Origin of the sequence: Amorphoplanes friuliensis DSM 7358, from assembly GCF_000494755.1 — a bacterium.
GTDB lineage: Bacteria > Actinomycetota > Actinomycetes > Mycobacteriales > Micromonosporaceae > Actinoplanes > Actinoplanes friuliensis.
Genome location: NC_022657.1, coordinates 3,249,704 through 3,275,909, shown reverse-complemented (window position 1 = coordinate 3,275,909; position 26,206 = coordinate 3,249,704). Strand labels below are relative to the sequence as shown.

Annotated in this window: 28 protein-coding genes; 14 read left to right on the top strand and 14 right to left on the bottom strand. The window is 70.7% G+C overall.

Annotated features, from left to right (window positions below; all coding sequences use genetic code 11):
- The first annotated feature begins 52 nt into the window (after positions 1-52).
- Both AFR_RS15290 and AFR_RS15285 read left to right on the top strand, forming a co-directional pair.
- Entirely contained in the window at positions 53-2,122 is a 2,070-nt protein-coding gene (locus AFR_RS15290) for a phosphocholine-specific phospholipase C (RefSeq protein ID WP_023361382.1), read from the top strand.
- Between the two features lie 35 nt (positions 2,123-2,157).
- Positions 2,158-2,991 carry a patatin-like phospholipase family protein gene (locus tag AFR_RS15285; RefSeq protein ID WP_023361381.1) on the top strand — a complete coding sequence of 278 codons (834 nt, stop codon included), beginning with the start codon at positions 2,158-2,160 and terminating at the stop codon, positions 2,989-2,991.
- 16 nt (positions 2,992-3,007) lie between these two features.
- Here the strand turns inward: AFR_RS15285 and AFR_RS15280 are convergent, their stop codons facing one another.
- Positions 3,008-4,462 carry an alkaline phosphatase PhoX gene (locus AFR_RS15280; RefSeq protein WP_041840888.1) on the bottom strand — a complete coding sequence of 485 codons (1,455 nt, stop codon included), beginning with the start codon at positions 4,460-4,462 and terminating at the stop codon, positions 3,008-3,010.
- Positions 4,463-4,534: 72 nt separating this feature from the next.
- Positions 4,535-4,939: a VOC family protein gene (locus AFR_RS15275; protein ID WP_023361379.1), complete on the bottom strand. Its 405-nt coding sequence runs from the start codon at positions 4,937-4,939 to the stop codon at positions 4,535-4,537.
- Between the two features lie 94 nt (positions 4,940-5,033).
- Between AFR_RS15275 and AFR_RS15270 the strand changes: the two genes are divergently transcribed.
- Complete coding sequence (locus AFR_RS15270) at positions 5,034-5,990, top strand: helix-turn-helix transcriptional regulator (protein ID WP_023361378.1); 957 nt, start codon at positions 5,034-5,036, stop codon at positions 5,988-5,990.
- On the opposite strand, the gene AFR_RS15265 is transcribed toward AFR_RS15270, so the two are convergent.
- Positions 5,970-6,629 (bottom strand): GntR family transcriptional regulator, encoded by a 660-nt coding sequence (locus AFR_RS15265; protein ID WP_041842236.1) that lies wholly within the window; start codon positions 6,627-6,629, stop codon positions 5,970-5,972. The genes AFR_RS15270 and AFR_RS15265 overlap by 21 nt on opposite strands.
- Positions 6,630-6,692: 63 nt before the next feature.
- Here AFR_RS15265 and AFR_RS15260 point away from each other — a divergent pair, with 63 nt between their 5' ends.
- The 3 genes from AFR_RS15260 to AFR_RS15250 are packed head-to-tail and all read left to right on the top strand — an operon-like array spanning position 6,693 to position 8,747.
- Positions 6,693-7,235: a YbhB/YbcL family Raf kinase inhibitor-like protein gene (locus AFR_RS15260; RefSeq protein WP_023361376.1), complete on the top strand. Its 543-nt coding sequence runs from the start codon at positions 6,693-6,695 to the stop codon at positions 7,233-7,235.
- Positions 7,236-7,289: 54 nt separating this feature from the next.
- The gene (locus AFR_RS15255; RefSeq protein WP_023361375.1) at positions 7,290-7,751 is read left to right on the top strand and encodes a hypothetical protein; all 462 of its coding nucleotides are present in this window, start codon (positions 7,290-7,292) and stop codon (positions 7,749-7,751) included.
- A gap of 54 nt (positions 7,752-7,805) precedes the next feature.
- Positions 7,806-8,747: a DUF808 domain-containing protein gene (locus AFR_RS15250; RefSeq protein WP_023361374.1), complete on the top strand. Its 942-nt coding sequence runs from the start codon at positions 7,806-7,808 to the stop codon at positions 8,745-8,747.
- A gap of 16 nt (positions 8,748-8,763) precedes the next feature.
- Here AFR_RS15250 and AFR_RS15245 read toward each other — a convergent pair whose 3' ends face one another.
- Positions 8,764-9,903: an N-acetylmuramoyl-L-alanine amidase gene (locus AFR_RS15245; protein ID WP_158510547.1), complete on the bottom strand. Its 1,140-nt coding sequence runs from the start codon at positions 9,901-9,903 to the stop codon at positions 8,764-8,766.
- A gap of 231 nt (positions 9,904-10,134) precedes the next feature.
- Between AFR_RS15245 and AFR_RS15240 the strand changes: the two genes are divergently transcribed.
- On the top strand, positions 10,135-10,479 hold the full coding sequence (locus AFR_RS15240) for a hypothetical protein (RefSeq protein ID WP_023361372.1): 345 nt from the start codon (positions 10,135-10,137) through the stop codon (positions 10,477-10,479).
- Between the two features lies 1 nt (position 10,480).
- Here the strand turns inward: AFR_RS15240 and AFR_RS15235 are convergent, their stop codons facing one another.
- The gene (locus AFR_RS15235) at positions 10,481-10,828 is read right to left on the bottom strand and encodes a DUF2255 family protein (RefSeq protein WP_023361371.1); all 348 of its coding nucleotides are present in this window, start codon (positions 10,826-10,828) and stop codon (positions 10,481-10,483) included.
- A gap of 94 nt (positions 10,829-10,922) precedes the next feature.
- Between AFR_RS15235 and AFR_RS15230 the strand changes: the two genes are divergently transcribed.
- Entirely contained in the window at positions 10,923-11,759 is an 837-nt protein-coding gene (locus AFR_RS15230; RefSeq protein ID WP_041842234.1) for a LysR family transcriptional regulator, read from the top strand.
- Positions 11,760-11,819: 60 nt separating this feature from the next.
- Here the strand turns inward: AFR_RS15230 and AFR_RS15225 are convergent, their stop codons facing one another.
- The 3 genes from AFR_RS15225 to AFR_RS15215 form a co-directional block, all read right to left on the bottom strand.
- Positions 11,820-15,017: a LamG-like jellyroll fold domain-containing protein gene (locus AFR_RS15225; protein WP_041840886.1), complete on the bottom strand. Its 3,198-nt coding sequence runs from the start codon at positions 15,015-15,017 to the stop codon at positions 11,820-11,822.
- Between the two features lie 98 nt (positions 15,018-15,115).
- Positions 15,116-15,862, bottom strand: a complete 747-nt coding sequence (locus AFR_RS15220; RefSeq protein WP_023361368.1) for an ABC transporter permease — start codon at positions 15,860-15,862, stop codon at positions 15,116-15,118.
- Positions 15,859-16,755 (bottom strand): ATP-binding cassette domain-containing protein, encoded by an 897-nt coding sequence (locus AFR_RS15215; RefSeq protein WP_023361367.1) that lies wholly within the window; start codon positions 16,753-16,755, stop codon positions 15,859-15,861. The genes AFR_RS15220 and AFR_RS15215 overlap by 4 nt, the downstream gene beginning before the upstream one ends.
- A gap of 73 nt (positions 16,756-16,828) precedes the next feature.
- On the opposite strand from AFR_RS15215, the gene AFR_RS15210 reads away from it, so the two are divergent.
- Positions 16,829-17,455 carry a TetR/AcrR family transcriptional regulator gene (locus AFR_RS15210; RefSeq protein WP_041840885.1) on the top strand — a complete coding sequence of 209 codons (627 nt, stop codon included), beginning with the start codon at positions 16,829-16,831 and terminating at the stop codon, positions 17,453-17,455.
- Here AFR_RS15210 and AFR_RS15205 read toward each other — a convergent pair.
- The gene (locus AFR_RS15205) at positions 17,440-17,775 is read right to left on the bottom strand and encodes a winged helix-turn-helix transcriptional regulator (RefSeq protein ID WP_238547286.1); all 336 of its coding nucleotides are present in this window, start codon (positions 17,773-17,775) and stop codon (positions 17,440-17,442) included. The two genes, AFR_RS15210 and AFR_RS15205, sit on opposite strands and share 16 nt — an antisense overlap.
- Positions 17,776-17,880: 105 nt before the next feature.
- Here AFR_RS15205 and AFR_RS15200 point away from each other — a divergent pair, with 105 nt between their 5' ends.
- On the top strand, positions 17,881-18,474 hold the full coding sequence (locus AFR_RS15200; RefSeq protein WP_023361364.1) for an NAD(P)-dependent oxidoreductase: 594 nt from the start codon (positions 17,881-17,883) through the stop codon (positions 18,472-18,474).
- Here the strand turns inward: AFR_RS15200 and AFR_RS15195 are convergent.
- Positions 18,471-19,514, bottom strand: a complete 1,044-nt coding sequence (locus AFR_RS15195) for an NAD(P)-dependent alcohol dehydrogenase (protein WP_041840884.1) — start codon at positions 19,512-19,514, stop codon at positions 18,471-18,473. The genes AFR_RS15200 and AFR_RS15195 overlap by 4 nt on opposite strands.
- Positions 19,515-19,578: 64 nt before the next feature.
- Positions 19,579-20,556: an aldo/keto reductase gene (locus tag AFR_RS15190; protein ID WP_023361362.1), complete on the bottom strand. Its 978-nt coding sequence runs from the start codon at positions 20,554-20,556 to the stop codon at positions 19,579-19,581.
- A gap of 167 nt (positions 20,557-20,723) precedes the next feature.
- Here AFR_RS15190 and AFR_RS15185 point away from each other — a divergent pair, with 167 nt between their 5' ends.
- Complete coding sequence (locus AFR_RS15185; RefSeq protein WP_023361361.1) at positions 20,724-21,494, top strand: SDR family NAD(P)-dependent oxidoreductase; 771 nt, start codon at positions 20,724-20,726, stop codon at positions 21,492-21,494.
- On the opposite strand, the gene AFR_RS15180 is transcribed toward AFR_RS15185, so the two are convergent.
- The gene (locus AFR_RS15180) at positions 21,479-22,435 is read right to left on the bottom strand and encodes a nucleoside hydrolase (protein WP_041840883.1); all 957 of its coding nucleotides are present in this window, start codon (positions 22,433-22,435) and stop codon (positions 21,479-21,481) included. The genes AFR_RS15185 and AFR_RS15180 overlap by 16 nt on opposite strands.
- A gap of 128 nt (positions 22,436-22,563) precedes the next feature.
- Between AFR_RS15180 and AFR_RS15175 the strand changes: the two genes are divergently transcribed.
- The 3 genes from AFR_RS15175 to AFR_RS15165 are packed head-to-tail and all read left to right on the top strand — an operon-like array spanning position 22,564 to position 24,726.
- Positions 22,564-22,890: a YciI family protein gene (locus tag AFR_RS15175; RefSeq protein WP_202964048.1), complete on the top strand. Its 327-nt coding sequence runs from the start codon at positions 22,564-22,566 to the stop codon at positions 22,888-22,890.
- Positions 22,887-24,140 (top strand): RNA polymerase sigma factor, encoded by a 1,254-nt coding sequence (locus tag AFR_RS15170; protein ID WP_023361358.1) that lies wholly within the window; start codon positions 22,887-22,889, stop codon positions 24,138-24,140. Before AFR_RS15175 ends, AFR_RS15170 begins: the two co-directional genes overlap by 4 nt.
- A gap of 28 nt (positions 24,141-24,168) precedes the next feature.
- Entirely contained in the window at positions 24,169-24,726 is a 558-nt protein-coding gene (locus tag AFR_RS15165) for a hypothetical protein (protein WP_023361357.1), read from the top strand.
- A gap of 12 nt (positions 24,727-24,738) precedes the next feature.
- Here the strand turns inward: AFR_RS15165 and AFR_RS15160 are convergent, their stop codons facing one another.
- Together AFR_RS15160 and AFR_RS15155 are read right to left on the bottom strand one after the other, a co-directional pair.
- Complete coding sequence (locus tag AFR_RS15160; RefSeq protein ID WP_023361356.1) at positions 24,739-25,704, bottom strand: hypothetical protein; 966 nt, start codon at positions 25,702-25,704, stop codon at positions 24,739-24,741.
- Between the two features lie 80 nt (positions 25,705-25,784).
- Positions 25,785-26,195, bottom strand: coding sequence for a hypothetical protein (locus tag AFR_RS15155; RefSeq protein WP_023361355.1), 411 nt, complete (start codon positions 26,193-26,195; stop codon positions 25,785-25,787).
- Positions 26,196-26,206 lie beyond the last annotated feature (11 nt).

Genomic DNA, 26,206 nt, shown 5'->3' with positions numbered 1-26,206 from the left:
GGACGTCAGCTTGCGTTTGCAGGAAGCAACTGACGCCACCGAAGGGTCCGGCATGGGTACCGTCGATCGCCGCACGTTCCTGAGAATGGCCGGTCTGCCGGCCGCCGCCGCGGCGCTGCCGCTGGACCTCAGCAAAGCTCTGGCCATCCCGGCGAACAACCGCACCGGTTCGATCGCCGATGTCGAGCACGTCATCATCCTGATGCAGGAGAACCGCTCGTTCGACCACTACTTCGGCACCCTACGCGGTGTGCGGGGCTTCGCCGACCCGCACCCGGTCCGGCTGCCGTCGGGTCGCAGCGTGTGGCACCAGCCGGCCGGGGCCGACGGCAAAGAACTGTTGCCGTTCCGGCCGGAGGTGCCCGACCTCGGCCAGACCTACCTGCCCGACCCGCCGCACGGCTGGAACGACGGCCACGCGGCCTGGAACAACGGCCGGTACGACCAGTGGGTGCCCAGCAAGGGCGTCACGACGATGACCTACCACACGCGCAAGGACCTGCCGTACCAGTCCGCGCTGGCGGATGCCTTCACCGTGTGCGACAACTACCACTGCTCGCTGCTCGGACCCACCGACCCCAACCGCTATCACATGTGGTCGGGGTGGGTCGGCAACGACGGCCGCGGCGGCGGCCCAGTGATCAACAATGCCGAGGCCGGGTACGACTGGTCCACCTACCCGGAACGGCTGGAGCGCAACGGCGTCTCCTGGCGGGTCTACCAGGACATCGGCGACGGCCTGAACACCGCGGGATCGTGGGGCTGGACGCGGGATCCGTACATCGGCAACTACGGCGACAACTCGCTGCTGTACTTCCACCAGTATCAGAACGCCGCGCCGGGTCAGCCGCTGGCGGACAGGGCCAAGCGAGGCACCGAGGTCAAGGCCCTGGGCCGTGACCCGCTGGCGCTGCTGAGCGACTTCCGCGCCGACGTCGAGCAGGGCCGGCTGCCGTCGGTGTCCTGGATCGTCGCACCGGAGGCCTACACCGAGCACCCGAACTGGGAACCGTCCTACGGCGCCTGGTACATCTCGCAGGTCATCGACATCCTGGCCGCCCATCCCGAGGTGTGGAGCAGGATGGCCCTGTTCATCACGTACGACGAGGACGGTGGCTTCTTCGATCATCTCGTGCCGCCGACACCGCCCGTGTCGGCTGCGCAGGGCGCTTCGACGGTTCCCACCACGCATGAGATCTACCCCGGCGACCCGGCGAACGGTGCCGGACCGTACGGGCTGGGCGTACGCGTGCCCATGATCGTGGTGTCGCCGTGGTCGCGGGGCGGCTGGGTCAACTCTCAGCTCTTCGACCACACCTCGCTGATCCGGTTCCTGGAGGCGCGCTTCGCCGGTGGGAACGCCGACCTCGTCGAATCCAACATCACGCCGTGGCGGCGCGCGGTGACCGGCGATCTCACCGGCGCCTTCGACTTCCGGGCACCGAACCGGCGGCCGGTGCGACTGCCGGGCACGGTGGAGTTCCAGCCCGAGGAGCTGGTCCGGCATCCCGACGAGCCGCCGGTCCCGCCGGTCGACCAGCAGGTGCCACAGCAGGAGCCGGGGGTACGCCCGGCGCGCGCCCTGCCGTACACGCTGCACGCCGACGCCACCGCCGACAACAACACGCTCACCGTGACGTTCCGCAACACCGGGCGTGCTGCCGCGGTCTTCCTGGCCCGGTCCGCCGCGGACGGCGAGGAGCCGCGCACCTACACGGTCGAGCCCGGCAAGACGCTGACCGGCACCTGGGCCGCCGCGGACGGCTACGACGTCGCGGTGCACGGGCCCAACGGCTTTCACCGCGCCTTCGGGGGCGCGGCGCGCGACACCGAGATCGACGTCACGGCCCTGGACGACAGCGCCGGCGAGAAGATCACCCTGGTGCTGCGGAACCCCGGGGACCGTTCGGCGCAGGTCACCGTCCTCGACGCGTACACGGGGCGGCAGACCAGGCTGACCCTGCGCCGGGGACAGTCGGCCACCCGGACGTGGAGCACCACCCGCACCCGCGGCTGGTACGACCTGACGATCTCCGGCCGGACGCTGCGCAGGCAGTACGCGGGGCACCTGGAGAACGGTCGAGACAGCATCAGTGATCCCGCGATGGGCGGCCTGGTGTGAGGCACCACCGCCGGACGGCGTGTCAGGGTTAGATCATGGAAACCGCACTTGTGCTCGGTGCCGGCGGCATCACGGGAATTGCCTGGCACCTGGGTCTGATCACCGGGCTGCGCGAGGCCGGCGTCGATCTGACGGACGCCGGCCTGGTTGTCGGGACGTCGGCCGGTTCGGTGACCGGCACCCTGATCACGGCCGGCGTCGATCCGGTCGACGCGCAGCGGCTCGAGGCGCGGCTGGGCGCCTCCGATCCGCCGATCCGGCCCGACTGGGCTCGCGGGGCGCAGGCGTACGCCCTGCTCAACGACGAGGAGCGCGACCCGGCGGCGATCCGCGCGGCGGTGGGTGCTCTCGCCGTGAGCGCGAACGTCATCGCGGAGGAGCCGTACGTGGAGTCGCTGGCGCGGCGGTTGCCGGTGCAGCAGTGGCCCGAGCGACGCCTCCTGATCACGGCGGTGGATGCCGGGAGCGGGGAGCCGGTGGTGTGGGACCGGTCGTCCGGGGTGTCGCTGCGCCGTGCTGTCGCGGCGAGTTGTGCGGTGCCGTGCATCTTCCCGGCGGTGACGATCGACGGCAGGCCGTACATGGACGGCGGGGTCCGGTCCGGGACCAACGCCGACCTCGCCGCCGAGGCACGGCGGGTAGTGGTGCTGGCGCCGCTGGCCCCGGTCCGGATGCGTGGTGCTCCGGCGGCCGAGATCGACGGTCTGCGGCAACGGTCGAAGGTCGCCCTGGTGGCCCCGGACGACCTGGCTCTGGCGGCACTCGGACCGAACCCGTTCGACGCGACGCGGTGGGAGCCGGCCATCGAGGCGGCGATCGCTCAGGGCCACCGTGTGGCACCCGAGGTCGCCGCCGTCTGGCTCGGCTGACCCACCGCGGAAGCGGTCAGCCCAGGTACTTCTGCCACGGGCCGGTGATGGCCAGGGTGAGACCGGGGTCCTGCATGTTGACGAAGAGCACCTTGCCGTCGGCGGTGAACGTCGGGCCGCAGAACTCCGAGTCGTTGAGCTGGTTGCGGGCGATGGCGTACGTCGGGCCACCCGGGAACGAGCTCAGGACGTGCGATGCTCCGGCACCGTCCTCGGCGAGCACGAGGCTCCCCCACGGCGTCACGGTCACGTTGTCCGGGCCGTCGAAGGTCAGGTCGGTGTACTTCGCCGGCGCGCCCTCCTCGGCCGTGGCCTGGTGCGGGAAGTAGGTCACCAGCTGGATCGTCTCGGCGCTGTAGTTGTAGAACCAGACCATGCCGTCGTGCGGGGCGGCGTCGGCCGGCAGCTCGCCGTCCTCCCACGCGTACGAGTTGACGACGTAGACGCCCTCGTCGGTGCCCCACACGCCTTCGAACTTGCGACCGCGCGTGACCTTGTCGTTCGCGAACTGCTCGCGTACCGGAGTGGTCTTCGCGTCGCGCTCGGGAACGTCGATCCAGCGGACGGGGAAGGGCCGACCGAGCTGGGCGGAGGTCAGATAGGCGACGTCCGGCAGGACGGATCCGTCGTCCATGATGATCTGCATGGCGGCGAGGACACCGGCGGTCGGGGCGAGCCGGGTGAGCACGCCGGGGCCGACCTTGACGCCGCGCGGTGCGGTCCACCGGTAGAAGAGGCCGTTGGGCTGGTCGGCGTCCTCGGACAGGTAGATGTGCGTGCGGTCCCGGTCGATGGCCAGGGCCTCGTGGGCGTACCGGCCCAGGCACTTGATCGGCCGCGGGTCGGCGGTGCCGTCGGCCCGGACCTCGAAGACGTAGCCGTGGTCCTTCTGGAAGACGCCGGCCCGATCGCCTTCCTCCCACCGGTCACCGGCGCGGTCCTCGGTCTCCTCGCAGGTCAGCCAGGTGCCCCACGGGGTCGGGCCACCGGCGCAGTTGGACGCGGTGCCGGAGAGGGCGACGAACTCGCCGAGGTTGCGGCCGGTCCGGTCGGTGGTGATCACCGTGCAGCCGCCGGCGTCGACGGCGCCCGGGTCGTACACCGTGCCCTTGATGTGCGGCACACCGAACTCGGCGCCCGGGTCGATCTCGTGGTTCTGGATGAGCGTGTACCGGCCGCGACCGGCGTCGTAGGCCGCCATGCCGTCGTGGTCGGACGGTGTCACGCCCTGGCCCCGGTCGAGCTTGGTGACGCCGGTCCGCGTGACGACGGCGTAGCTGAAACCCTCGGGCAGGGCCAGGATGCCGTCGGGGTCGTCGACAAGCGGCGGGAAGGGCACGGAGCCGTTGGCGACCGGCCGGTGCGGGCGGCCCGGGCTGGCCTGCGCCAGGGACGGGACAGCACCGGCAACAGTGAGACCGACACCGGCAGCAGCGCCGCCGGCCAGGAAGGTACGACGAGAGGTGGGCACGTCGCCACCCAACCCGTGCCGGCCGACTCCGGGGCGCCTACCAGGTGATGTGCCGGCAACATCGCCGTGAAGTCAGATCGTCGCGCCCGCACGAAGCCGCGCCTCCGCGGTCACCGGCGTGAAGAAGTTGATCAGGTTGCCGTCGGGGTCGCGGAAGAGCAGGGAGCGGTTTCCCCACGGCATCGTGGTCGGCTCGTTGACGAAGTCCGTCACGATGCCGCGCACCGCCTCGTACCGGGCGTCCACGTCGTCGACCAGGAACTCGATGATCGCGGTGTGGTTGTCGGCCGGCCGGGCGGCACCGGGAGCAAACAGCGGAACCGTGCGCTCGCTGCCGATCGCCAGCGTCCCCTGCCCGGTACGCAGCTCGGCGAACTCCTCGTTCCCCCAGGCGGCCTGCACGCCGGTGACCTGCTCGTAGAAGCCGACGAGCCGCTTGATGTCACCGGTGATGATGCGGATCGAGACGAGGTTCATGGGGTCGCTCCTTGATCGTCGGTTGCTGACGGGATCGACGCTAGAACCAATACTGGTCAGAAATGGTCCAGTATTCTCGCTAGGGTCTCGAACCATGGTGCGATCCACGGCACAGGTGCTCACGCTGCTGGAACTTCTCCAGTCCGGCGGCGTCCGGACGATGACCGAGCTCGCCGGCCGCCTGGGTGTCGAGCCGCGCACCGTCCGGCGCTACGTCGGCCACCTGATCGACCTCGACATCCCGGTCGAGTCGGTCCGCGGCCGGTACGGCGGATATCGGCTCGCGGCCGGCCACCGCCTGCCACCGCTCATGCTCAGCGACGACGAGGCGCTGGCCGTGCTGCTCGGCCTGATCGCCGGCCGCCGCGCCGGACTCGCCACCGCAACGGGCACGGCGAGCGAGACAGCGGCCGCGAAGATCCGGCGGGTGCTGCCACCGCGCCTCGCCGACCGGCTGGACTCCGTCCTCACCACGCTGGCCTTCACCAGCGAGCCCCGCGACACACCCACCCCCGCGACCGGGATCCTGCTCACGGTGGCCGACGCCGTCCGGCACCACCGGCCCCTCCTCATCCGGTACGCCGCCGGCCCCGGCCGCACCCTGCACGCGTACGGGCTGGTGAACCACTCCGGCCGCTGGTACGTCACCGGGGTCGACACCGGCCTCGGTGAGGACCGGACGTTCCGCCTCGACCGCATCGTGGACGCGCGGGTGCTGCCCGGCTCGTTCGTACCGCCGGCCGGGCTCGACCCTGCGGAACGGGTGCTCACGTCGATGGCCCGTGCTGCGTACCGCCACGAGGTGACCCTGCGTGTCGCGGGGACACTCGACCAGATCCGCCGGCAGCTGCCGGCCACCGTCGCCGAGGTGGGCGACCGCGACTCCGACGGCTGGGCGCGGGTGGAGATCCGGGCGGAGAGCCTCGACTGGCTGCCCGGGGTGCTCGCCGCGCTCGACCTGCCGTTTGTCATCGAACGCCCGGAGGAGCTCCGCGCCCGCGTCATCGCTCTCGCCGACCGGCTGCGAGCCTCAGCCGACCGGCCGTCCTGACGCTTCCCCCGCGACCAGCGCTGCGGCGGTCCTGGTCACGTGGCGTTCGAGGAGGCCGGCCGCCGCGCCCGCGTCACGGGCCAGAGCAGCCTCTTCGAGCAGACGATGCTCCTCGAGGTAGTCGCGGTGCGGGTTGCCGGCGCCCGACCAGCGACGGCTGAGCTCACTGGCGAGCCACAGCCGGTCGAAGGTCTCCAGCAAGACCGGATTGCCGCAGCCCTCGAGCAGCGCCCGGTGGAAGTCGTGATGCGCGCGGGACCACTCGGCACTGACGTGCGGTCCTTCGCCGGGCTGCAGCGGTGGCGTCCGTGCCAGCCGGTGGTGCGCCGCCCGGACGCGGGCCTCCCAGTCGAGGTCGCCACGGTCGATGGCCATCCGCAGCATCACCGGCTCGACGGTGCGCCGGGCCTCGGCGATGTCCTGCCAGCGCTGGTCGGACTGCAGCGGCACGGCAAATCCGCGGTTGACGAGCCGGTCGGCCAGGCCGTCACCGACCAGCCGGGTCAGGGCCTCGCGGACCACGGCGAGGCTCACCCCGTGCCGGTGCGCCAGCTCCTGGGGTTTGAGGGCGTCACCCGGCGCGAAGTCACCGCGCAGAATCGCGTCCCGGAGCTCCGCGTAGACCTGGGTGGAGAGCATCGTCACGCACGTCATCGTAGACCATTTGGCCGATAATCGATTATTGCTGTTACTGTCGATCCCATGACCACACTCAACGATCCCTTCGCCCGGCTCCCCGAGGCCGCGAGCTTCACCGTCACCAGCAGCACGATCACCGACGGCGGTGTCCTGCCGGCCGAGCAGATGTCCGGCCTCTTCGGCGTTCCCGGCGGCAAGGACATCTCCCCGCAGCTGTCCTGGACCGGTGCCCCCGACGGCACCCGCGGTTACGCCGTCACCGTGTACGACCCGGACGCCCCCACCGGCTCCGGCTTCTGGCACTGGGCCGTCGCGGACCTGCCCGCCACGGTCACCGACCTGCCCGAGGGCGCCGGCGACGACACCGGCTCGGGCCTGCCCGAGGGTGCCTTCCAGCTGCGCGGCGACGCCGGTGCGGCCCGCTTTGTCGGTGCCGCCCCGCCCGCCGGCCACGGCCCGCACCGCTACTTCGTCGTCGTGCACGCCCTCGACGTCGAGAACATCGGCATCCCCGCCGACGCCACCCCCGCGGTCCTCGGTTTCACCATGTTCGGCCACGTCCTCGGCCGCGCCGTCCTCACCGCCACAGCCGAGATCCCCGCCTGAACGCTCGTAGGGCAGGGGGCAGCGCGCGGCTGCCCCCTGCCCTACGATGCCGCAATGATCAACTCCGCTGCTGACAGGCCACCGATGCTGGAGGCCGGTGCCAGCCTGCTCGCGGTCGTCGGTGTGTTCAGCGCCGGCCGGGTCGCGTACGGCGTGGTGACCAACCTCGGCCAGAACGGCTGGAGCACCGGCGCCCGCGGGGTCTTCCTGGTCCTCAACGCCATCGTGCTGATCTTCGCGCTCTTCATCCTGGTGCTCGCATGGCAGGTGCGCCGCGGCCGGACGTGGGCCTGGGTCGTCAGTCTCGTGCTGCTGCCGTTCACGATCTTCTTCGGCGGTCTGCTCCTGCTCATCACCGCACTGAACGACATGGTCCCGTTCGCGGGCATCGGCGTCGTGCTGTTCTCCCTGGCCGCACTGCTGACCCTGACCGTGCCGCGCAGCGTCCGCGATCACCTGTTGCGCAAGCCCGCCCCGGCCATGCAGTGGGCGCCGGGACACCCACCTGCCGACTAGCAGCTCATAGGCGACAATGGGGCGGACATTGCCCGACCTCTGGAAGGACATGCCTTGGCCGGTGGACTCGTAGCCCTGCTGGATGACGTGGCGGTGCTGGCTCGCGCCGCCGCCGCGTCCGTCGACGACATCGGGGCGGCTGCCGCGAAGGCCGGCGCCAAGGCGGCGGGTGTGGTCATCGACGACGCCGCCGTCACGCCGCAGTACGTCCGGGACCTCGCCGCCGACCGCGAGCTGCCGATCATCAAGCGCATCGCCCTGGGCTCCCTGCGCAACAAGTTCCTGATCATCCTGCCGGCGATCCTGCTGCTCAGCCAGTTCGTCCCGTGGTTGCTCACCCCGATCCTCATGCTCGGCGGCGCCTACCTCTGTTTCGAGGGTGCCGAGAAGGTCTGGGCGAAGATCGCCCACCACGACGCCCACGGCGAGGACGAGGGCGCCAAGGACGAGAAGACCCTGGTGTCCGGCGCCGTCCGCACCGACCTGATCCTCTCCGCGGAGATCATGGTGATCACCCTCAACGAGGTGATCGACGAGCCTTTCTGGTCCCGCCTGGCGATCCTCGCCGTCGTCGCGGTGATCATGACCGTCCTCGTGTACGGCGCGGTCGCCCTGATCGTCAAGATGGACGACGCGGGTCTGCGCCTGGCCCAGCTCCCCGGCGCCATCGCGAAGTTCGGCCGCGGCCTCGTCAAGGCGATGCCCATCGTCCTCACCGCACTGACCATCATCGGCACCGCGGCGATGCTGTGGGTCGGCGGCCACATCCTGCTGGTCGGCACCGACGAGCTGGGCCTGCACTTCCTCTACGAGGCCGTGCACCACCTGGAGGAAGCAGCCCACGACGCTACCGGCGCCCTCGGCGGTGTTGTCGGCTGGCTCGTCAACACGATCGCCAGCGCCATCCTCGGCCTCATCGTCGGCGCGCTGGTCGTCGTGGTCATGACCTTCACGATCCACCGCCGCAAGCCGGAGCCGGCCGCCGAGGCCCACTGACCTCGGGGCACGCCCCTCAGATGGTGGTGATCAGCGCCGCGACGTCCTGACGGACGCGGTCCATGCCGGGATGGAACGCGGCACCCGGGCAGTCGGTGCTCCCGGCCGCCGGGTTCGCCGCGTGCCAGTCCCGGTGGCTCGTCACGGTACGGATCGTGGCGCTCCGCGGCGGCTCGGTGCGCGCCGGGTTCGCCACGTCCGCCGGGTTCACGTAGCGCGTGGTGGCGGCGGGGTCGAGCCGGCACGCATCGGCCAGCGTCGCCAGGACGGCGGCCAGCGACCGGTACACCGACTCCGCGGGCGCGGCGGTGGTGTAGTCGCCCAGCAGGCAGACACCCACGTTGCCGGCGTTGAACCCGGCCAGGTGCCCGCCGTTGACCATCCGCGGCCCGCCGTCCGGCCCCGCCCCCGGCCCGAACACCGGGACGAGGTCGGTGCCGGACCAGCGCCCCTCGTACACCGTGCCCGCGGCCCCGATCAGCAGGTGATACCCGAGATCGTCCAGCCCGGACCCACCCTGCGCGGCCGGGGTCGTCTGGTACGCGTACAGGGCACGAACGTGCGCCTCCTCGCGGCTGGGGTCGTACGTGCCGCCCTCGTGATGCACGGTCAGCACGGAAACGGGAAAGAACGACAACGGCGTGGTCGTGATCCGCCGGCTCTCCTCGGCACCCCACGCCGCCCGCGACAGGTACCGCGGCCCGTCGTCGACGATCGCCGCCGGCAGCACCCCGGGCGCCGCGGCCACCGCACGCAGCGGCCCGTCCACGGTGTTGAGCTCGACAGCCGCCACCGACCCACCGTCGGCCTGCACCTCGTAACCGATCGCGTCACGCGCATTCACCAGCGCGCTGCCGCCACCCGCGGGCGCACACCCCCGAGCCGGCTGCCAGTCACCCCAGCCGTCCCGCGTCCGCAGCCGCACGGCCGCAGCACCACCGGTCCACGACAGACCGACGTGGCTGAGCGGGAAAGCCGCCGTGCCCACCTTCGCGCCGCCACGAGCACGTGGCCGCGAGTGCAGCTGCGTCTGCGGAACCCGGCGCACGGCCGCGCCGGGACGGACATCAGCCGCCGCGGCGACCACCGCCGACAACGGAACGGCCGCAGCCAGACCGCCCGCACCAGCCAGAAGAACACGCCGCGAAACTCTCATCATCACCCTTTGCCGTAACGGATCGAGCCGGAACCGTAACGACGCGCCCGACCCGAGGACCAGGCGTGACCGGCAGAAAAACCGGCGGAACTCCCAACCCGCCTACCACCCCGCACGCATGGCAGCGGCGTTGTCCACAACGGCTGGACTGTCCACAGCCCTGGAGCACGCCGGCCGTTCTTTCGCCACTATCAGCGGGCCAGCTCACCCAGCCCGACGAGGGGAACCGCCTTGAACCTGACACGCCGGCCGGACCGGCTCTGCGACTGCCACTGCCCGGCCCATTCCGGCTCGTTGCGGCTGGCCTACACCAGCGCGAGCTGCAAGTGCCTGGTGACCTGCTCCACCCAGCCCGTGACCCTGCTGGTCAAGGAATGGGCCTGCGCCCTGTTCCTCCACCCCGACAACGACCACCTCTGGTTCGTCATGAACGTCGCCCACGGCCAGTGGGACTGGGAGTCCGCGGGCGAGATCGACGAGCGAGCCGACATGTTCGACGCCTGCGGAGAGATCGAGGGGCTGCTGCGCCGGCTCACCACCGTCCTCGCCGAGGCGGCAGGCGCCTCCGGCCGATGACTCAGCTGAGCCGGAGGGTGGTGGCCGCAGCCGCGTCGGTGACCATCGGGCCGACCCCTCCGGCGCCGTACCGGCCGTACTTGGTGCGGTAGGCGGCGTCGATGTCCGAGCGGAGCCCGGCCGGCAGTGCACCGATGTCCTCCACGGTCACGTCGATCTGCAGGCCGGGAACGCGGACGGCCGCGCGGCCGGCCTTCAGGACGTGGGCGAACCAGCCGGTGTCGCGGCGGTACCAGGACCGGACGTAAGGGTGAGCGCCGACGCAGACGACCCAGATCGGGGTCCAGCGCCGGGCCGCGATCTCGAGTTCTTCGGCCGCGCAGACGAGTGTCAGCTCTTCGGGGGTCATCACGTGATCGTGACCGGGCGTCGGCGCGGGACCAACACCGCCGGACCGGCGGATCAATACCTGGCCGGTATCGGTCCGGCGGTAGCCTGGGATGGTGGAGACGCGGGAGTTGCGGTACTTCGTTGCGGTCGCCGAGGAGTTGCATTTCGGGCGGGCTGCTCGCCGGCTGGACATCGCCCAGCCGCCGCTGTCCCGCACGATCGCGCAGCTCGAGCAGCGGCTCGGCGTCGCCCTGCTGGAACGCACCAGCCGCAGGGTCACGCTGACCGAGGCCGGATCCGTGCTGCTGGCCGAGGGACGGGCGATCCTCGGCGCGCTGGCCGCGGCCGAGCGGCGCACGCAGCACGCCGCGACGAGCAGGCCCTCGCTGGTGCTGGCCACCAAGACCGGGACGTCGGGCGAGTTGCTGGCGAAGCTGCTCGGCACCTACGCCGCCGAGCCGGGTGCGGTCACCGTCGACCTGCTGCTGTGCGAGTCGCAGCCTCAGCAGATGTTGCACAACGGCCGCGCCGATGTGGCGCTGCTGCATCAGCCGTTCGAGGCGACGGCCGGGCTCGACACCGAGGTGCTGAGCACCGAGGGGCAGGTCGCGATCCTGCCGAGCTCGCATCCCCTCGCCGGACGGGCCCAGCTGCGTACGGCGGAGGTCAACTCCCTGCCGGAGCTCCCGCTCGCCCGCTGGCCCGGCCCCGACGGCGTCTACCCCGAAGGACCGGGCGCCGAGGTACACAACCAGACGCAACTCTTCCAGCTGATCGCACTCGGGCGCACCACGGCGATCATGCCCGAGTCCTGCCGCGTCAACCTGCTCGAAGGCCTGACCGCTGTCCCGGTGCCGGACGCACCGACCGTGACAACGGTGATCGCGTGGCCACCCCACAGCCGTTCCCGCGCTCTCGCCGACCTGGTCCGTGTCGCCACGCGCGTCTGAAGGGCCGGGGACAGACAGAAAGGCCCACCCCGCGGGGTGGGCCTTTCTGCAGTGCTCAGGTCAGGGCTTCTCGGCCGCGTAGAGCGCTGCGACCTCGGCGTCCGTCAAGGTGCGGTTGTAGGCGTGGACCTGGTCGATCGAGCCGGACCAGTAGTCGGTCCGGTTACCGGCGTACTTGGCGCGGCCGATCGACAGCGGGCCGGTGCTGATGACGTCCGGGCCAGCCGGGACAGCGGCTGCGCGCTGACCGTCGACGTAGAGCCGGACCTCGCCGCTGGTGTGGTCGCGGACGCCGGTCAGGTGGTACCAGCGGTTCAGGTCGGGTGTGACCGCCAGCCGTGCCCGGTTGCCACCGGGGGTGCTGAAGGCGAACGCGCCCTGGCCGTACTGGAGGTAGAACGGGTTCTCCGTGGCACGGCCGTCCTGGCTGACCACCGATGCGTAGTTGCCGGGCAGCTTGTCGAGGGTCACCCACGCCGACACCGTGTAGTCCTTGGTGGTGTCGAGGACCGGTGCCGCGGTGTCGGCCGAGTCGCCGTCACCGTCGAACTTCAGGGCCGAACCCTTGGCGCCGGGTGCCCAGGCGGTGTTGCCGGCGAGCGTCAGGTCGGCGCCGCTTCCGCTGCTGTCCGCGGCTTTCGTGCCGGTGCCCTCGTCCAGGCTCCAGTCGCCGCGGCCCGGGAAGGACGCGTCGGCACCAGCGGCGGCGCCGGCGGCGATGACCTTGGCGTTGATCGCGCGTACCGGGGCGGGGTCGACCTTGATCTCGCGCCGGTCGTAGGTCCAGAGACCGTTGAGTTCGGTCTCCAGGTCGGTGATCTGGGTGTAGACCGAACCGGAGAGCTCCGCGCCGGCGGCTTCGAGGTAGAAGCGCTCGGTGTTGTCGACGTACTTGGCCGTCAGCGCGGCCTTGTCGGCGACACCGCTGTAGATCGCGGCCGGCGGGCCGGGCCACATGTGCCCGGGGGTCCGCAGGGTGAAGCCGCCGTGCTCGCCGTCCATCGCGATGCGGGTGGCGTCCGGGTAGGCCGGGTCGTTGTTGACGTAGTCGTGGTGGTCGATCACGTCACCCTTGCCGGAGTCGCCCTTGGACGAGCAGCAGTTCACGCCGCTGTGGGCGTTGAGGATGCGGGACGGGTCCTCACCCTTGAGCTGCTCGGCGATGCGGCCGGTCTCTTCCCTGTTCCACTCGCCCCAGCCCTCGTTGAAGACGACCCAGCCGATGATCGACGGGTAGCTGTGGAGCTGCTTCATCATCTCCTGGCCCTGGCTGAGCCACGCCTGCTGGCCGGCCGGGCTGTCGATGTCGGCGGAGACGAAGTCCTGCCAGACCAGCAGGCCGAGTTCGTCGGCGTGCCTGTACCAGCGGGCGGACTCGACCTTGATGTGCTTGCGGACCGCGTTGAAGCCGAGCTTCTTGGTCTCGACGAGGTCGAACTTCAGCGCCGCGTCGCTGGGCTGGGTGTAGAGGCCGTCGGGCCAGAAGCCCTGGTCCAGCGTGGCGAGCGAGAAGATCGGCTTGCCGTTCAGGACGAGCTTCGGGAAGCCGCCGACCTTCTGCACGGCGACCGAGCGCAGACCGAAGTAGCTGCGGGCCCTGTCGCTGCCCAGTTTGACGTCGAGGTCGTACAGGTAGGGGTCGTCCGGGCTCCAGAGGTGCGGATTCGCGATCTTGAGCCGGAGATCGGTGTTGGCCGCACCGGTGACCGTGCCGGCCTTCTTGCCCTTCTTGTCCAGGGCGGTGACGGTGACGCGGGAGGTCGAGGCCGACTTGACCTGCACGACGACCGAGCCGGTGGCCACGTCCGGAGTGGAGACGACCTGGTCGATCGAGGCGGTGGCGACGGGCTCCAGCCAGACGGTCTGCCAGATGCCCGACGAGGGCTCGTAGACGATGCCGCCCGGGTTCAGCGACTGCTTGCCCTTGGGCTGGTTCGGGCCGGTGACGTCGGTGACCCCGACGATGATCTCCTGCTGGCCGCGCCGGGTGAGCGCGTCGGTGATGTCGGCCGTGAACGCGGTGTAGCCGCCGGTGTGCTCGGTGACCAGCTTGCCGTTGACCCAGACCTTCGCTTGGTAGTCGACGGCGCCGAAGTTCAGCTTGACCCGCTTGCCGCCCCAGCCCTTCGGGACACTGACGAGCTTGCGGTAGAACATGTGGTCCTCGCGCCGCTCGATGCCGGAGAGCTGCGACTCGACCGGGTACGGCACGGTGATGCGCTCACCGAGCTTCTTGCCGAAGACGGGCTGCTCCCCCGCCTCGGCGCCGGCGAACTCCCACGGTCCGTTGAGGTTGAGCCAGTCCTGGCGGACCAGCTGCGGGCGCGGGTACTCCGGCAGCGGGTGCCGCGGGTTCACCTTGTCGCCGAACGGCGTGGTCAGGCGGTGCGTGGAGTTGTTGGTGGCCGACCGGACCACCTGCGGAACGGTCTCACCGCCGACGACCAGGCCGCCGGTGCCGTCGTAGTTGACGCGTACCCGCTGGCCCTTCTGGACGAACTCGCCCAGGGTGACCACGACCTTGGTGGTGTCGCGGCGGTCGAGCCGCACGGACTTGATCGGGAACGGCGTGGTGTCGACCTCGACAACGAGGTGGGACGCGAGCTGCCCGAGATCGTCCACCTTGGCGTCGAAGTCGGCGGTCAGCGTCTTGCCGTCCGCGCCGACCGTCAGGCCGACCGGGAAGACCTGGAAGCCGTCCGGCGGTGTGAACGCCGACTCGGGGACGAGCTGCTTCGCCAGTCCGGCGCCGGCCCAGCGCAGGAAGAGATTGGCGCCACCGATGTCCTGGAACATCTCGATGCGGACGGTGTGCGCCTCGCCGGCGACCAGGTGCACGGGTGCGCTGGTCTGCTCGACGTCCCAGTCCGGGACCCAGTGGTCGATCACGGGCTGGTCGTCGACGAGGAAGCGGAACCCGTTGTCGCCGATCATCGAGAACGTGTAGTCCCCGGTGGCCGGTGCCGTGATCTTGCCGGTCCAGCGGGCGGTGGTGTGCTCGGTGCGTCCGGTCAGCGACTCGAAGGTGCCGGCCAGGCCGGGCAGGTCGATGTTCGGGTCCAGCACGATGCCGCCGAGCTCCGCGAAGTCGCGGGCGCCGGGCGCCGACATCCGGAAGTACTCGCCCTTGAGACCGTGGACAGTCGCTGCTGCTTCGGGTGCCCGTTCCCGGGCGGAGGCGGCACCGGCGGGTGCCGAGAGGACGGAGACGACCAGCAGGACAGCTAGCAGAAGTGGTCGCAAGGGCGTTCGTGGCATCGAGTGTTTCCTTTCGATCACCGACACGTAACGACCAGATTCAAGCATGGGCATGTGTCATGTCAACAGAAAGAAACAGGTACGGACATTTTCTGCCGTCAAATATCACGGCGGCGGACCACTACCTGGCCGGCGATCAGCACGCCCGCGGCGGCGACCGCCAGGATCACAAGACCGAGCGACGGCGTCACCGTCTCGGGCACCCGCACCACCGCGTACGCCGACTGGCCGGCGGTGATCGGCCAGTAGTGCGCGAACCAGCCACCGAGGACGCCGGGCAGCGCCGGGCCGAGAGCGGGCAGCAGCAGGAGCGCTCCGACGAGGACGGCGAGGCTGGTCGTGGTGGACCGGACGATCATGCCGACGGCCAGCCCGAGCAGGCCGATGAGCGTCAGGTAGAGCGTCGCGCCGGCCAGCGCGCCGATCACCCCGGGATCGCCGAGCCCCGCCGCGGGCACACCGGCACTGTGGAGCCTCAGCTGGACCACGGCGAAGCTGAACACGGTCGTGAGGAAGCTGACGACGAGCACCACCGCCGCGACAACAACCGCCTTCACGGCCAGCAGCCGGGAGCGCGCCGGCGCAAAGACCAGGCTGGTGCCGATCATGCCGGTGGCGTACTCCGGGGTGATGCTGAGCGCGCCGAGCATCCCGATGATCAGCTGCGCGAAGAGAAACCCTTTCAGGCTCGTGGCCGTCGGATCCCAGCCCGCGGGGACGTCGGACGACAGGTCGAAGGCTCCCAGCAAGCCCAGAGCCACCGCGGAGGCCACCGCGCTCAGGGCCGCGATCCAGGTGCTGCGGACACTCCGGAGCTTGGTCCACTCGGAACGGAGGAGGTTCATGCCAGGTGCCCTTCGTGGGTGAGCCGGAGGAAGACGTCCTCGAGCGATTCGCGGACCCGGGTGAGCTCGTCGAGCGCGATGCCCTCGGCGGCAGCGATCTTGCCGACCGCCGAGGTGTCGGCGCCGGTGACGACAAAGGCGTCGTCGAGACCGGCGGTGAAGCTGATGCCCGCGCGGTCCAGCGCCCGGGCCAGCTCGGTGGCGGCCGCCGAGCGGACCGTGACCGCCTGCGTGGTGTGGTCCCGGACGAAGTCGTCGAGGCTGGCGTCGGCGATGAGGCGGCCGCGCCCGACCACCACGAGGTTGTCCGCGGTGAGCTCCATCTCGGACATGAGATGGCTGGAGAACAGCACGGTGCGGCCCTCCCGCGCGAAGTCCCGCATCAGCGTGCGGATCCAGCGGATGCCCTCGGGGTCGAGACCGTTGAGCGGCTCGTCGAGCACCAGCACCGCGGGATCACCGAGCAGCGCCGTCGCGATCCCGAGACGCTGGTGCATGCCCAGGGAGAACTCACCCGTACGCCGGCCGGCGTCGTCCGCGAGTCCCACCAGGCCGAGCACCTCGTCGACACGGTGGCGGCCGAGACCCGCCGCCTGGGCGAAAGCCAGCAGATGCGCGAACGCCGTGCGCTGCGCGTGGACGGCCCGCGCGTCGAGCAGCGCACCGATCGTGCGGGCCGGGTCGGTGAGCTCGGCGATGTGCCGGCCCCCGATGGTAATCGTGCCGGAGGTCGGCCGGGTCAGCCCGAGCAGCATCCGCATCGTCGTGCTCTTCCCGGCGCCGTTGGGCCCGAGAAAACCGGTGACGACGCCGGCCCGCGCGACGAAGGACAGCTCGTCCACCGCGGCCCGCGTCCCGTACCTCTTGGTCAGCACTTGCGCTTCGATGCGCATCGACGCCCCTCACCTTGTCGTGGAAAGTACACCGGTGAGTGTGAATTACGGCGGCTGAGCGTACGCTGAGACGGTGTCCAGGGGTATCGCGGAAGTGCAGACGCCGGGGCGGCGCCGCCGCTCGGAAGGCAAGAGGGCGGCGATCCTCGACGCGGCCGAGGCCCTGTTCGTCGCCGAGGGTTACGACCCGACGAGCGTGGACGCGATCGCCGCGCGCGCCCAGGTCTCCAAACGGACCGTCTACGACCACTTCGGCGACAAGGAAACGATCTTCCTGCGCGTGCTCGAGCGCGTGACCGACGCCCTGACCGGCATGGTCCGCGCCGCGATCGACGAGGAGCTGACACCGGGCCGCGAACTGCGCGAGGCACTGACCTCGTTCGCCGGCCGCATCGCCACGAGCACCTTCCCGTCCGCCGACTACACGGCCTTCCGGCGGCTGAACGCACAGCAGCGGCCGGTCCCCCGCTTGCCCGACGACGTCCGCAACCGGCCGGAACGGATGCTCGAGGACCGCTTCGCCGAACTGGCCGCCGAGGGCCGGCTCCACGCCCCCGACCCCCGCCTCGCGGCCCGCCACTTCACCGCGCTGACCATCGGCCTCGCGCTCGACTCGATCGCCGACCGGCCGGGCCACGCCGACCCCGACGTCATCACCGACGGCGTCGCCGCATTCCTCCGCGCCTACCCCGCGTCGTAGGCGGCACGAGCGGCCGCGACCTGCTCCAGATTGCCGTTGCTCCAGGCGATGAGCGGCGCGGCGGCGTGCAACAGGCTCGTGCCCAGCGGCGTGAGCTCGTACGTGACGTGGGGCGGCATGACCGCGTGGACCGTCCGGAGCAGGATGCCGTCGCGTTCGAGGCGGCGGAGGGTGACGGTCAGCATGCGCTGGCTGACCCCGTCGACGGCGCGTTTGAGCTCGGTGAACCGTCGCGGGCCATCGCTCAGGTTCGCCACGATGAAGAGTGACCACTTGTCGGCGACCAGATCGAGCACTTCGCGGACGTCGCAGCTGCTCACGGTTACCTCCATGTGCCTTATTGACCCCTCGATCGGTCCGGCTCAGGATAAATCGGCACGGTTCCTTCAAGGAACCGGGTACCCCGGAAGAACCGTGAGGGCAGCATGAAGATCGTCGTTTTCGGCACCGGATTTGTCGGCAGCGCACTCGTCCGCGAGATCACGTCCCGCGGCCACGAGGTGACCGCCGTCGCGCGGCATTCCCCCACCGCGGCCGGGAACGTGCTCGACCCCGCCTTTGTCGCCGAGGTGTCGTCCGGCGCGGACGTGATCGTGTCGGCGCTGCCGGCTTCGGACGAGAATGTGACAGCCCTGCTCGGCGCGGCCGTAGCGTCCGGAGCCCGGCTGGGAGTGGTCGGCGGTTCGTCAGTCCTGCCGATGGTCGAGGGCGGACCGCGGCTGGCCGACACCCCCGGCTTTCCCGCCTGGCTGCTGCCACGCACCGAGGCCCACGCGCGCGTCCTGGAGATCCTCGGCTCGGCGCCCACCGGTGTCGACTGGTTCTCCCTCGTCCCGGCGGCGAACTTCGGCCCGCACCAGCCCGGCACCCGCACGGGCGCGTACCGCACGAGCACCACGGCCCTGGTCACTGATGACCAGGGCCGTTCGGTGCTCGGTGTGGAGGACTACGCGATCGCCTTCGCCGACGAGATCGACAAGCCGGCCACCCACCGCACCTGGCTCGCCGTCGGGTACTAGTTGAGGGTCGCGATGTCGATCACGAAGCGGTAGCGCACGTCCGAGGACAGCACCCGCGACCACGCCTCGTTGACCTGGTCGGCGTTGATGAGTTCGACCTCGGGGGCGATGCCGCGCTCGGCGCAGAAGTCGAGCATCTCCTGGGTCTCGCCGATGCTGCCGATGCTGCTGCCCGCGAACGAGCGGCGGTTGCCGAACAGCGTGAAGACGCCGACCGGCAGCGGCTCCGGCGGGGCGCCGACGTTGACCAGCGTGCCGTCGAGTCGCAGGAGGCCGAGGTACGCGTTCAGGTCCACCTTGGCGCTGACCGTGTTGATGATCAGGTCGAAGGTGTTGGCGAGGGCCTCGAAGGTCGACGCGTCGCTGGTCGCGTAGTAGTGGTCGGCGCCCATGCGCAGGCCGTCGTCCTTCTTGCCCAGCGTCTGCGACAGCACCGTGACCTCGGCGCCCATGGCGTGCGCGATCTTGACGGCCATGTGGCCCAGGCCGCCCATCCCGACCACGGCGACACGCTTGCCGGGCCCGGCGTTCCAGTGCGCCAGCGGCGAGTACGTCGTGATGCCGGCGCACAGCAGCGGCGCGGCGGCCTCGTACGGGATGCTCTCCGGCACCCGCAGCACGAAGTCCTCGACCACGACCACGTGCGTGGAGTACCCGCCCTGGGTGACGGTGCCGTCGCGGTCGACCGCGGCGTACGTGCCGGTGTTGCCCTGCAGGCAGTACTGCTGCTGACCGGCCTTGCAGTTGTCGCACTCGCGGCACGAGTTGACCATGCAGCCGACGCCGACCCGGTCACCCACGCTGTGCAGGGTGACCTCCGCGCCGACCTCGGCAACCGTGCCGACGATCTCGTGGCCGACGGTCAGCGGGTAGGGCACCTTGCCCCAGTCGCCCTGCACGGTGTGGATGTCGGAGTGGCAGATGCCGGCGTACGCGATCTCGATCAGCACGTCCTTCGGCCCGACGTCGCGGCGTTCGACCGTGCCACGGACCAGAGGTTCGGTCGCCGACGGGGCAATGATGGCGGAAACGGTAGAAATGTTCGACTCCTGAGATAGTGGCGGGGAGCGGCAGCACCCCCCGGTTAGGGTACCGAGCTGCTGGTCAGCGTTCGATCAGTTGCATCTGGTCCTCGGTGTGATGGCCGCCCTCGGGCGCGGGCAGCGCGGTCAGGGTGGCCACCTGCTCCGGGGTGAGCTCGACCGCGTCCGCCCCGACGTTCTCCTCGACCCGGCTCACCCGCTTGGTGCCGGGAATGGGCACGATGTCGTCGCCCTGGGCGAGCAGCCACGCCAGCGCCACCTGGCCCACGGTCGCGCCCGCCTGGTCGGCGACCGCCCGGACCCCGTCGACCAGGCGCAGGTTGCGCTCGAAGTTCTCCCCGGTGAACCGCGGGTTGTTCTTGCGGAAGTCGGAGTCGTCGAGGGCGTCGAGGTCCGCGACCGACCGCAGCGCACCGGTGAGGAATCCCCGGCCGAGCGGCGAGTACGCCACCAGGCCGATGCCCAGCTCACGCAGCACCGGCAGCATCTCCTCCTGGTCGCGGGTCCACAGGGAGAACTCGGACTGCAGGGCCGTGACCGGGTGCACGGCGTGGGCCCGGCGCACCGTGTCGATCCACGCCTCCGACAGGCCGATGTGGCGGACCTTGCCCTGCTGCACCAGCTCCGCGAGCACACCCATGGTGTCCTCGATCGGGGTCTTCGGGTCGACACGGTGCTGGTAGTAGAGGTCGATGTGATCGGTGCCGAGCCGCCGCAGGGAACCCTCGACGGCGGTACGGATGTTGTCCGGGCTGCTGTCGGCGTTCCCGGCCCCGGTGTGCGAGACCAGGCCGAACTTGGTCGCGAGGACAACCTGGTCACGGCGGCCGGCGAGCGCCTTGCCGACGAGTTCCTCGTTGACGAACGGGCCGTAGACCTCCGCGGTGTCGATCAGGGTGACACCCAGGTCGATCGCCCGGTGGATGGTGCGGATCGACTCCGCGTCATCACTGCCGGCACCGGTGTACCCGTGCGACATCCCCATCGTCCCCAGGCCGATCCGGCCCACTTCCAGGTCACCCAGCTTCGCTGTACGCATGACTCCAGCAAACACCCCTGCCCCGCGCTGAGGGAGTCTCTGACAGAACCCCCATCGATTCGCGGAGAGGATCGGGCAAGAGGTCGGGAGTTCTGGCGGACCGGAGAGCCCGTCGTTTCCCTAGCGTTGACGGGGTTCGCCGTACTCGTCGACAGGGAGAGAACACCATGGGTATCGCCATTGTCACCGGGGGCAGTTCCGGGATCGGACGGGCGACCGCGGTCGAGCTGGCGAAGCGCGGTGAGGGTGTCATCTTCACCTATCGCGGCAACGAGCAGGCCGCGGCCGGGCTCGTCGCCGAGATCGAGAAGGACGGCGGTGCCGCGGTTGCGGTACGTCTCGACCTCGGTGACACCACAACTTTCCCGGCCTTTGTCGATGAGGTGCGGAACGCCCTGTCATCGACGTGGGAGACCGACCGGTTCACGTCGCTGGTCAACAACGCCGGTGTCGGTGGAGGCATGACGTTCGCCGAGACCACCGAGGAGTACTTCGACATGATGTCCCGCGTGCTGTTCCGCGGGCCGTTCTTCCTGACCCAGAAGCTGCTGCCGTTGCTGGCCGACGGCGGGGCGATCGTCAACGTCGGCAGTTCCAGCGCCCGGTCCAACGGCACGGAACGCGGGGGTGGTTACGCCGCCTATGCCGCCAACAAGGGTGCTGTCGCCGTGCTGACCCGGTACCTCGCCGTGGAACTGGCCGGGCGTGGCATCCGGGTCAACACGATCTCACCCGGCACGACGCGGACCGGGATCGGGGACAACGCCTTCGAGACGTACGCGCACCTCATCCCCGAGTTCGGGAAGAAGGTCCTGCTGGGCCGGATCGGCGAGTCGGAGGACGTCGCCGCGGCGATCGCCGTGCTGGTCTCCGCCGACGGCCGCTGGATCACCGGCCAGGACATCGAGGTCTCCGGGGGCTATCAGCTCGGCGTCTGACCGGCGTTGCGCACCGCGGCCATGAGCAGCCGCCAGAAGGCGTCCACGTCGAGCCCGACCGCGACGTCGACGTCCGGGGCCTCACCGGTGCGGCGGTGGAGATCCACCACTGTCGCACCGCGGGTGTGTGTGCCGGTCAGCTCGATCGCGACGGGCGCCGCGACGGTCCGCACGATCGACGCGTCGATGACGGCGGCCACCGCGACCGGGTCGTGCACCGGTGGGTGCTCGAAGCCGAACACCCGGAGGTAGGTGCTCGCGAAGAACGTCATGAGGTCCGCGCAGACGACGCCGAGCCGGGTGCCCAGCCCCCGGAACTCCGCGATGATCTCCTCGGTGGCCAGAGCCTGGTGTGTGACGTTCAGCCCGATCATCGTGAGGGGCACACCGGACCGCAGGACGATGTCGGCCGCCTCCGGATCGGTGACGATGTTGAACTCGCCGTAGGGCGTCGTGTTGCCCCGCTCGGTCGAGCCGCCCATGAAGACGATCCGGCGCACGCGGGGCAGCACCTCGGGATGGGTCCGCACGAGCAGCGCGACGTTGGTCAGCGGGCCGGTGGCGACGACGGTGACCGGTCCGGCCGAGCCCATGATCAGCCGCCGCATCAGCTCGACCCCGTGCACGTCCGCGATCGCGGCGACCGGGACGTCGAGGTCGGGCCCGTCGAGCCCCGACCCGCCGTGGATGTCCTCGGCGACGGTGAGCTCACCCACCAGCGGACGGTCGCAGCCCGCCGCCACGGGAACCTCACCCGCGCCGGCCAGCGCCAGGATCCTCAGCGCGTTCCGGGTCGTCTTCTCGAGGGTCTGGTTGCCGGCGACGGTCGTGACGCCGAGCAGCTGCAGCCGGGGATCACCCACCGCGAGCAGCAGGGCCAGGGCGTCGTCGTGTCCCGGGTCGCAGTCGACGATCACCGGGTGCGGTGCGGAGTCGCTCATCCGACGACGATAGTGGCCGTACGAGAAGCCTGGAAAAAGATCCATCGACGGTGTCGGATCGGGGTGGCGGCGTTCGTTGCAGGGGTGAAGGGCCACCCGCGAGGGCGGCCGGGTGAGAGGGAGAAGGTCTGATGCAATACCTGGTTTCCGTGATCGACGACAAGTCCAACTCCGGCACCGACGAGGAGATGGCCGCCATCGACGTTTTCAACGCCGGGGTTCAGGCCGCGGGTCACTGGGTCTTCGCCGGCGGGCTCGCGTCACCGGACTCGGCGACCGTCATCGACAACCGGGACGACGCGGGGATGGTCACCGACGGACCGTTCGTGGAGACGAAGGAGTACGTGGCCGGCTTCTGGGTCTTCGAGGCCCCCGACCTCGACGTGGCGCTCGAGCTCGCCGCCGGCGGGTCCAGGGCCTGCAACCGGAAGGTCGAGGTCCGGCCGTTCCTGTGAGCGACGACATCGCCACGGCGATCACCCGGGCGCACCGCGGCGAGTGGGCGCGGGTGGTCGCCGCCCTGGCCCGGCGTTTCGGTGACCTCGACATCGCCGAGGAGGCGACGGCCGAGGCGTTCGCGACCGCCGTCGAGCGATGGCCGGCCGACGGCGTGCCGCCCAATCCGGGCGCCTGGCTGACCACGACGGCCCAGCGCAAGGCCATCGACCGGATCCGGCGCGAGAGCAAACGCGACGACAAGCAGAAGGAGGCCCGGATGCTCCACGACGACGACCCGCCCGGGCCGTCCGGCGCCATCGACGACGAGCGACTCCGGCTGATCTTCACCTGCTGCCACCCGGCGCTGGCGCCGGAGACCCGCATCGCGCTGACGTTGCGCCTGGTCGGCGGTCTGACCGTGCCCGAGATCGCCCGCGCCTTCCTGGTGCAGGAGACCGCCATGGGCCAGCGGATCACCCGGGCCAAAGCCAAGATCAAGGCCGCCCGCATCCCCTACCGGGTGCCGTCGGCCGAGGACCTGCCGGCCCGGGTGTCCGGCGTCCTCGCGGTCCTCTTCCTCGTTTTCAACGAGGGTTACCTGGCGACCGGCCCCGACACCCCTCCGGTACGCCATGAGCTGACCTCCGAGGCGATCCGGCTGACCCGGGTGCTCCGTGAACTCCTGCCGGGCGACGGCGAGGTGGCCGGCCTGCTGGCGCTGATGCTCCTCACGGAGGCCCGGCGGACCGCACGGGTCTCGGCGGGCGGCGAGCTGGTCTCCCTCGACGAGCAGGATCGCGGCGCCTGGGACAAGGCGCTGATCGCGGAGGGTCATCGGCTGGTGCGCGAGCGGCTGGCGACCGGGGTGGCTCCGGGCCGCTACCAGATCCTCGCCGCGATCAACGCGGTGCACACCGACGCCTCCGACGCGCGCGCCACCGACTGGTCGCAGATCGTCGCCCTGTACGACCTGCTCGTCCGTCTGGACCCCTCGCCGGTGGTCAGGCTCAACCGGTCGGTCGCGGTCGCCGAGCTCGACGGCCCGGAGGTCGCCCTGGCCGACGTCGACCGTCTCGGGGACAAGCTGGACGGCTACCACGCCTTCCACGCGACGCGGGCCGACCTGCTGCGCCGGCTGGGCCGCAGCGGGCAGTCGCGGGCGGCGTACGACCGGGCGATCGAGCTGGCGGGCAACACGGCGGAGACGGCTTATCTGTCCCGCCGCCGCGACCAGCTGGGGCAGCGCGACACCTCCATCCATCGATAGACTCAAATCTCTCGACAGTGGAGGATTCATGAAAGCCGTTGTCACCACCGTCTCAGCCGTCGCCGTGCTGCTCCTCGCGACGGGCAGCGCCTCCTACGGACACCAGGCGCAGTCGGCCGCACCGTGTTCCGGCCAGGTCCATCCGAACCCCGGGTTCGAACGCGGGACCACCGGCTGGACCGCCGGGCCGCGCATCGTCGTCCTCGGCGACCAGGCGCGGCCCGCGCACGCCGGCCGGGCGTACGCGACCTTTGCCGGTCTGGACGTCACCCGCACCGACTCGCTGCGTGGCGCTGTCACGGTGCCCGCCGGGTGCAACCTCACGGTCTCGTTCTGGGCGCGGGCGGCCACCACCGAGACCATGCGGGGCGACTACCTCAACGTCGGGCTGTCCGTCACCGGGACGCCGCCGAAGACCGTCTTCTCGCTGTCCTACGACCATTCCCCGCAGTGGCAGCAGCACAGCAGCTCGACCGGGACGGCGACCACCGAACGCGCCGCGTCGGTCAGCTTCTTCTCCTCGGAGACCGCCGGCAACGGCGTCACCTCGTTCGACGTGGACGACGTGACCTTCACGCTGAGCTGAGCGCCGGACCGGTCAGGCGTAGTCGGAGGGAGGCAGGAAGTCAGGGCCGTACTGCTCGATGAGGGTCCGCAGGGCCTGCATCGTCGCCTGGATCTCGCCGCGCCAGTCCCGGTCCGAGGCCGGCTCCTCGGCGTCCGCCGTGTCGTCCAGCACGGTCCAGGCGTCGCGCAGCACGCGGTGGGCGCGTTCCTCCTCGGCCCGTTTCCAGATCTGGTACCGCCAGGTGTCGAGCATGTCGCCGGCCAGCGCGGTCATCTGCTTGAGGTCCCGGACGACCGGCTTCATCTCCTCCTCCACCAGTCTCATGCTGCGGTCGAGCGCGGCGTCGGCCTGCGCGACCTTGGTCCGCAGGGCCGGGTCGAGGGCCCGCGCCCGCTTGACCGTGGCGATGGTCCTGCGTCGCTGCGCCCCGATGGATTCGAGGATGCTCAGCTGCGCCGCCACGGTCAGCAGGGCCCGGGCGGCGGCCCGCCGGAGATCGGCGAGATCCACCATCGGCCGGTGGCTCCCGGCCTGGCAGCGGTGCAACTGCGCCACGATGTCGTCCAGGCTCTCGACGGTCTCCAGGAGCTTGCGGAGCCGTTCCTGCTGCTCGGCCCCCACGAGCCGGTAGAAGTCGCCGGTCTGCCGGAGCCGGGCACGGGCCCGCCGGCCCGCGCCGACCACCCGCAGCCGCAACCACAGGGCGACGGCGAAGATCAGCAGGATGGCGACGGTGCCGCCGAGGAACACCCCCTGCCGCAGGCCGGGCACGAAGGACCAGCCGGCCACGAGGAGCAGCCCGCAGCAGGCCAGGGCCACCGCCCGGGCGTCCAGCGGCTGCTGCGCGTCACCCCGGACAGCTTCACCCCACTCCTGCGGGGTGTCCCGGTGGACCACCGGGCCGAGCGTTTCGGTCCCGGCGGCCCAGCCGTGCACGTGCAGCTCCGCGCCGTGCTGGACGATACGAACCGAATCCAGTGTCGCGTGAGCCGGCATGCGGGCCATCATTCCAACGAAGGCCCCTGATCTCGCTCCCCCGATCGGGGTGGGTGAACCTTCCGGGTGAAGATCGGCCGCTACGGCCGGGGGCTCACCCGGAGGTTCTGGCAGTGGGCCTGCAGCAGGATGAGCGCCCGCTCGGTGACCGTCAGACCCTCACCCGGCCAGTAGGCGAAGTCAGCCCCCGTGTCGTCACCGACCATGAAGCTCACCAGCGGCGGCGGTGCCGCACCGTCCTCGACGTCAAAGGCATCCTCGTCGTACGTCGCGCGGACCTCGCCGGTGCGGTACCCGGTGAACCCGGCCTCCGCCATGAGCGCCACCAGCTCGGGAGTGGCGACGAGCTGCGGTGGGCGCCCGGCCAGCGGATCCGGCGGCCAGGAGAGCTCCACGACCAGCACGCCGTTGTCCTCGTCGGATCCGTCCCAGGCCGGATCGGGGTCGATGCCGATCCGGTGCACCAGGTTGCGCGGCTGCTCGGTAGTCATGACCGGGAAAC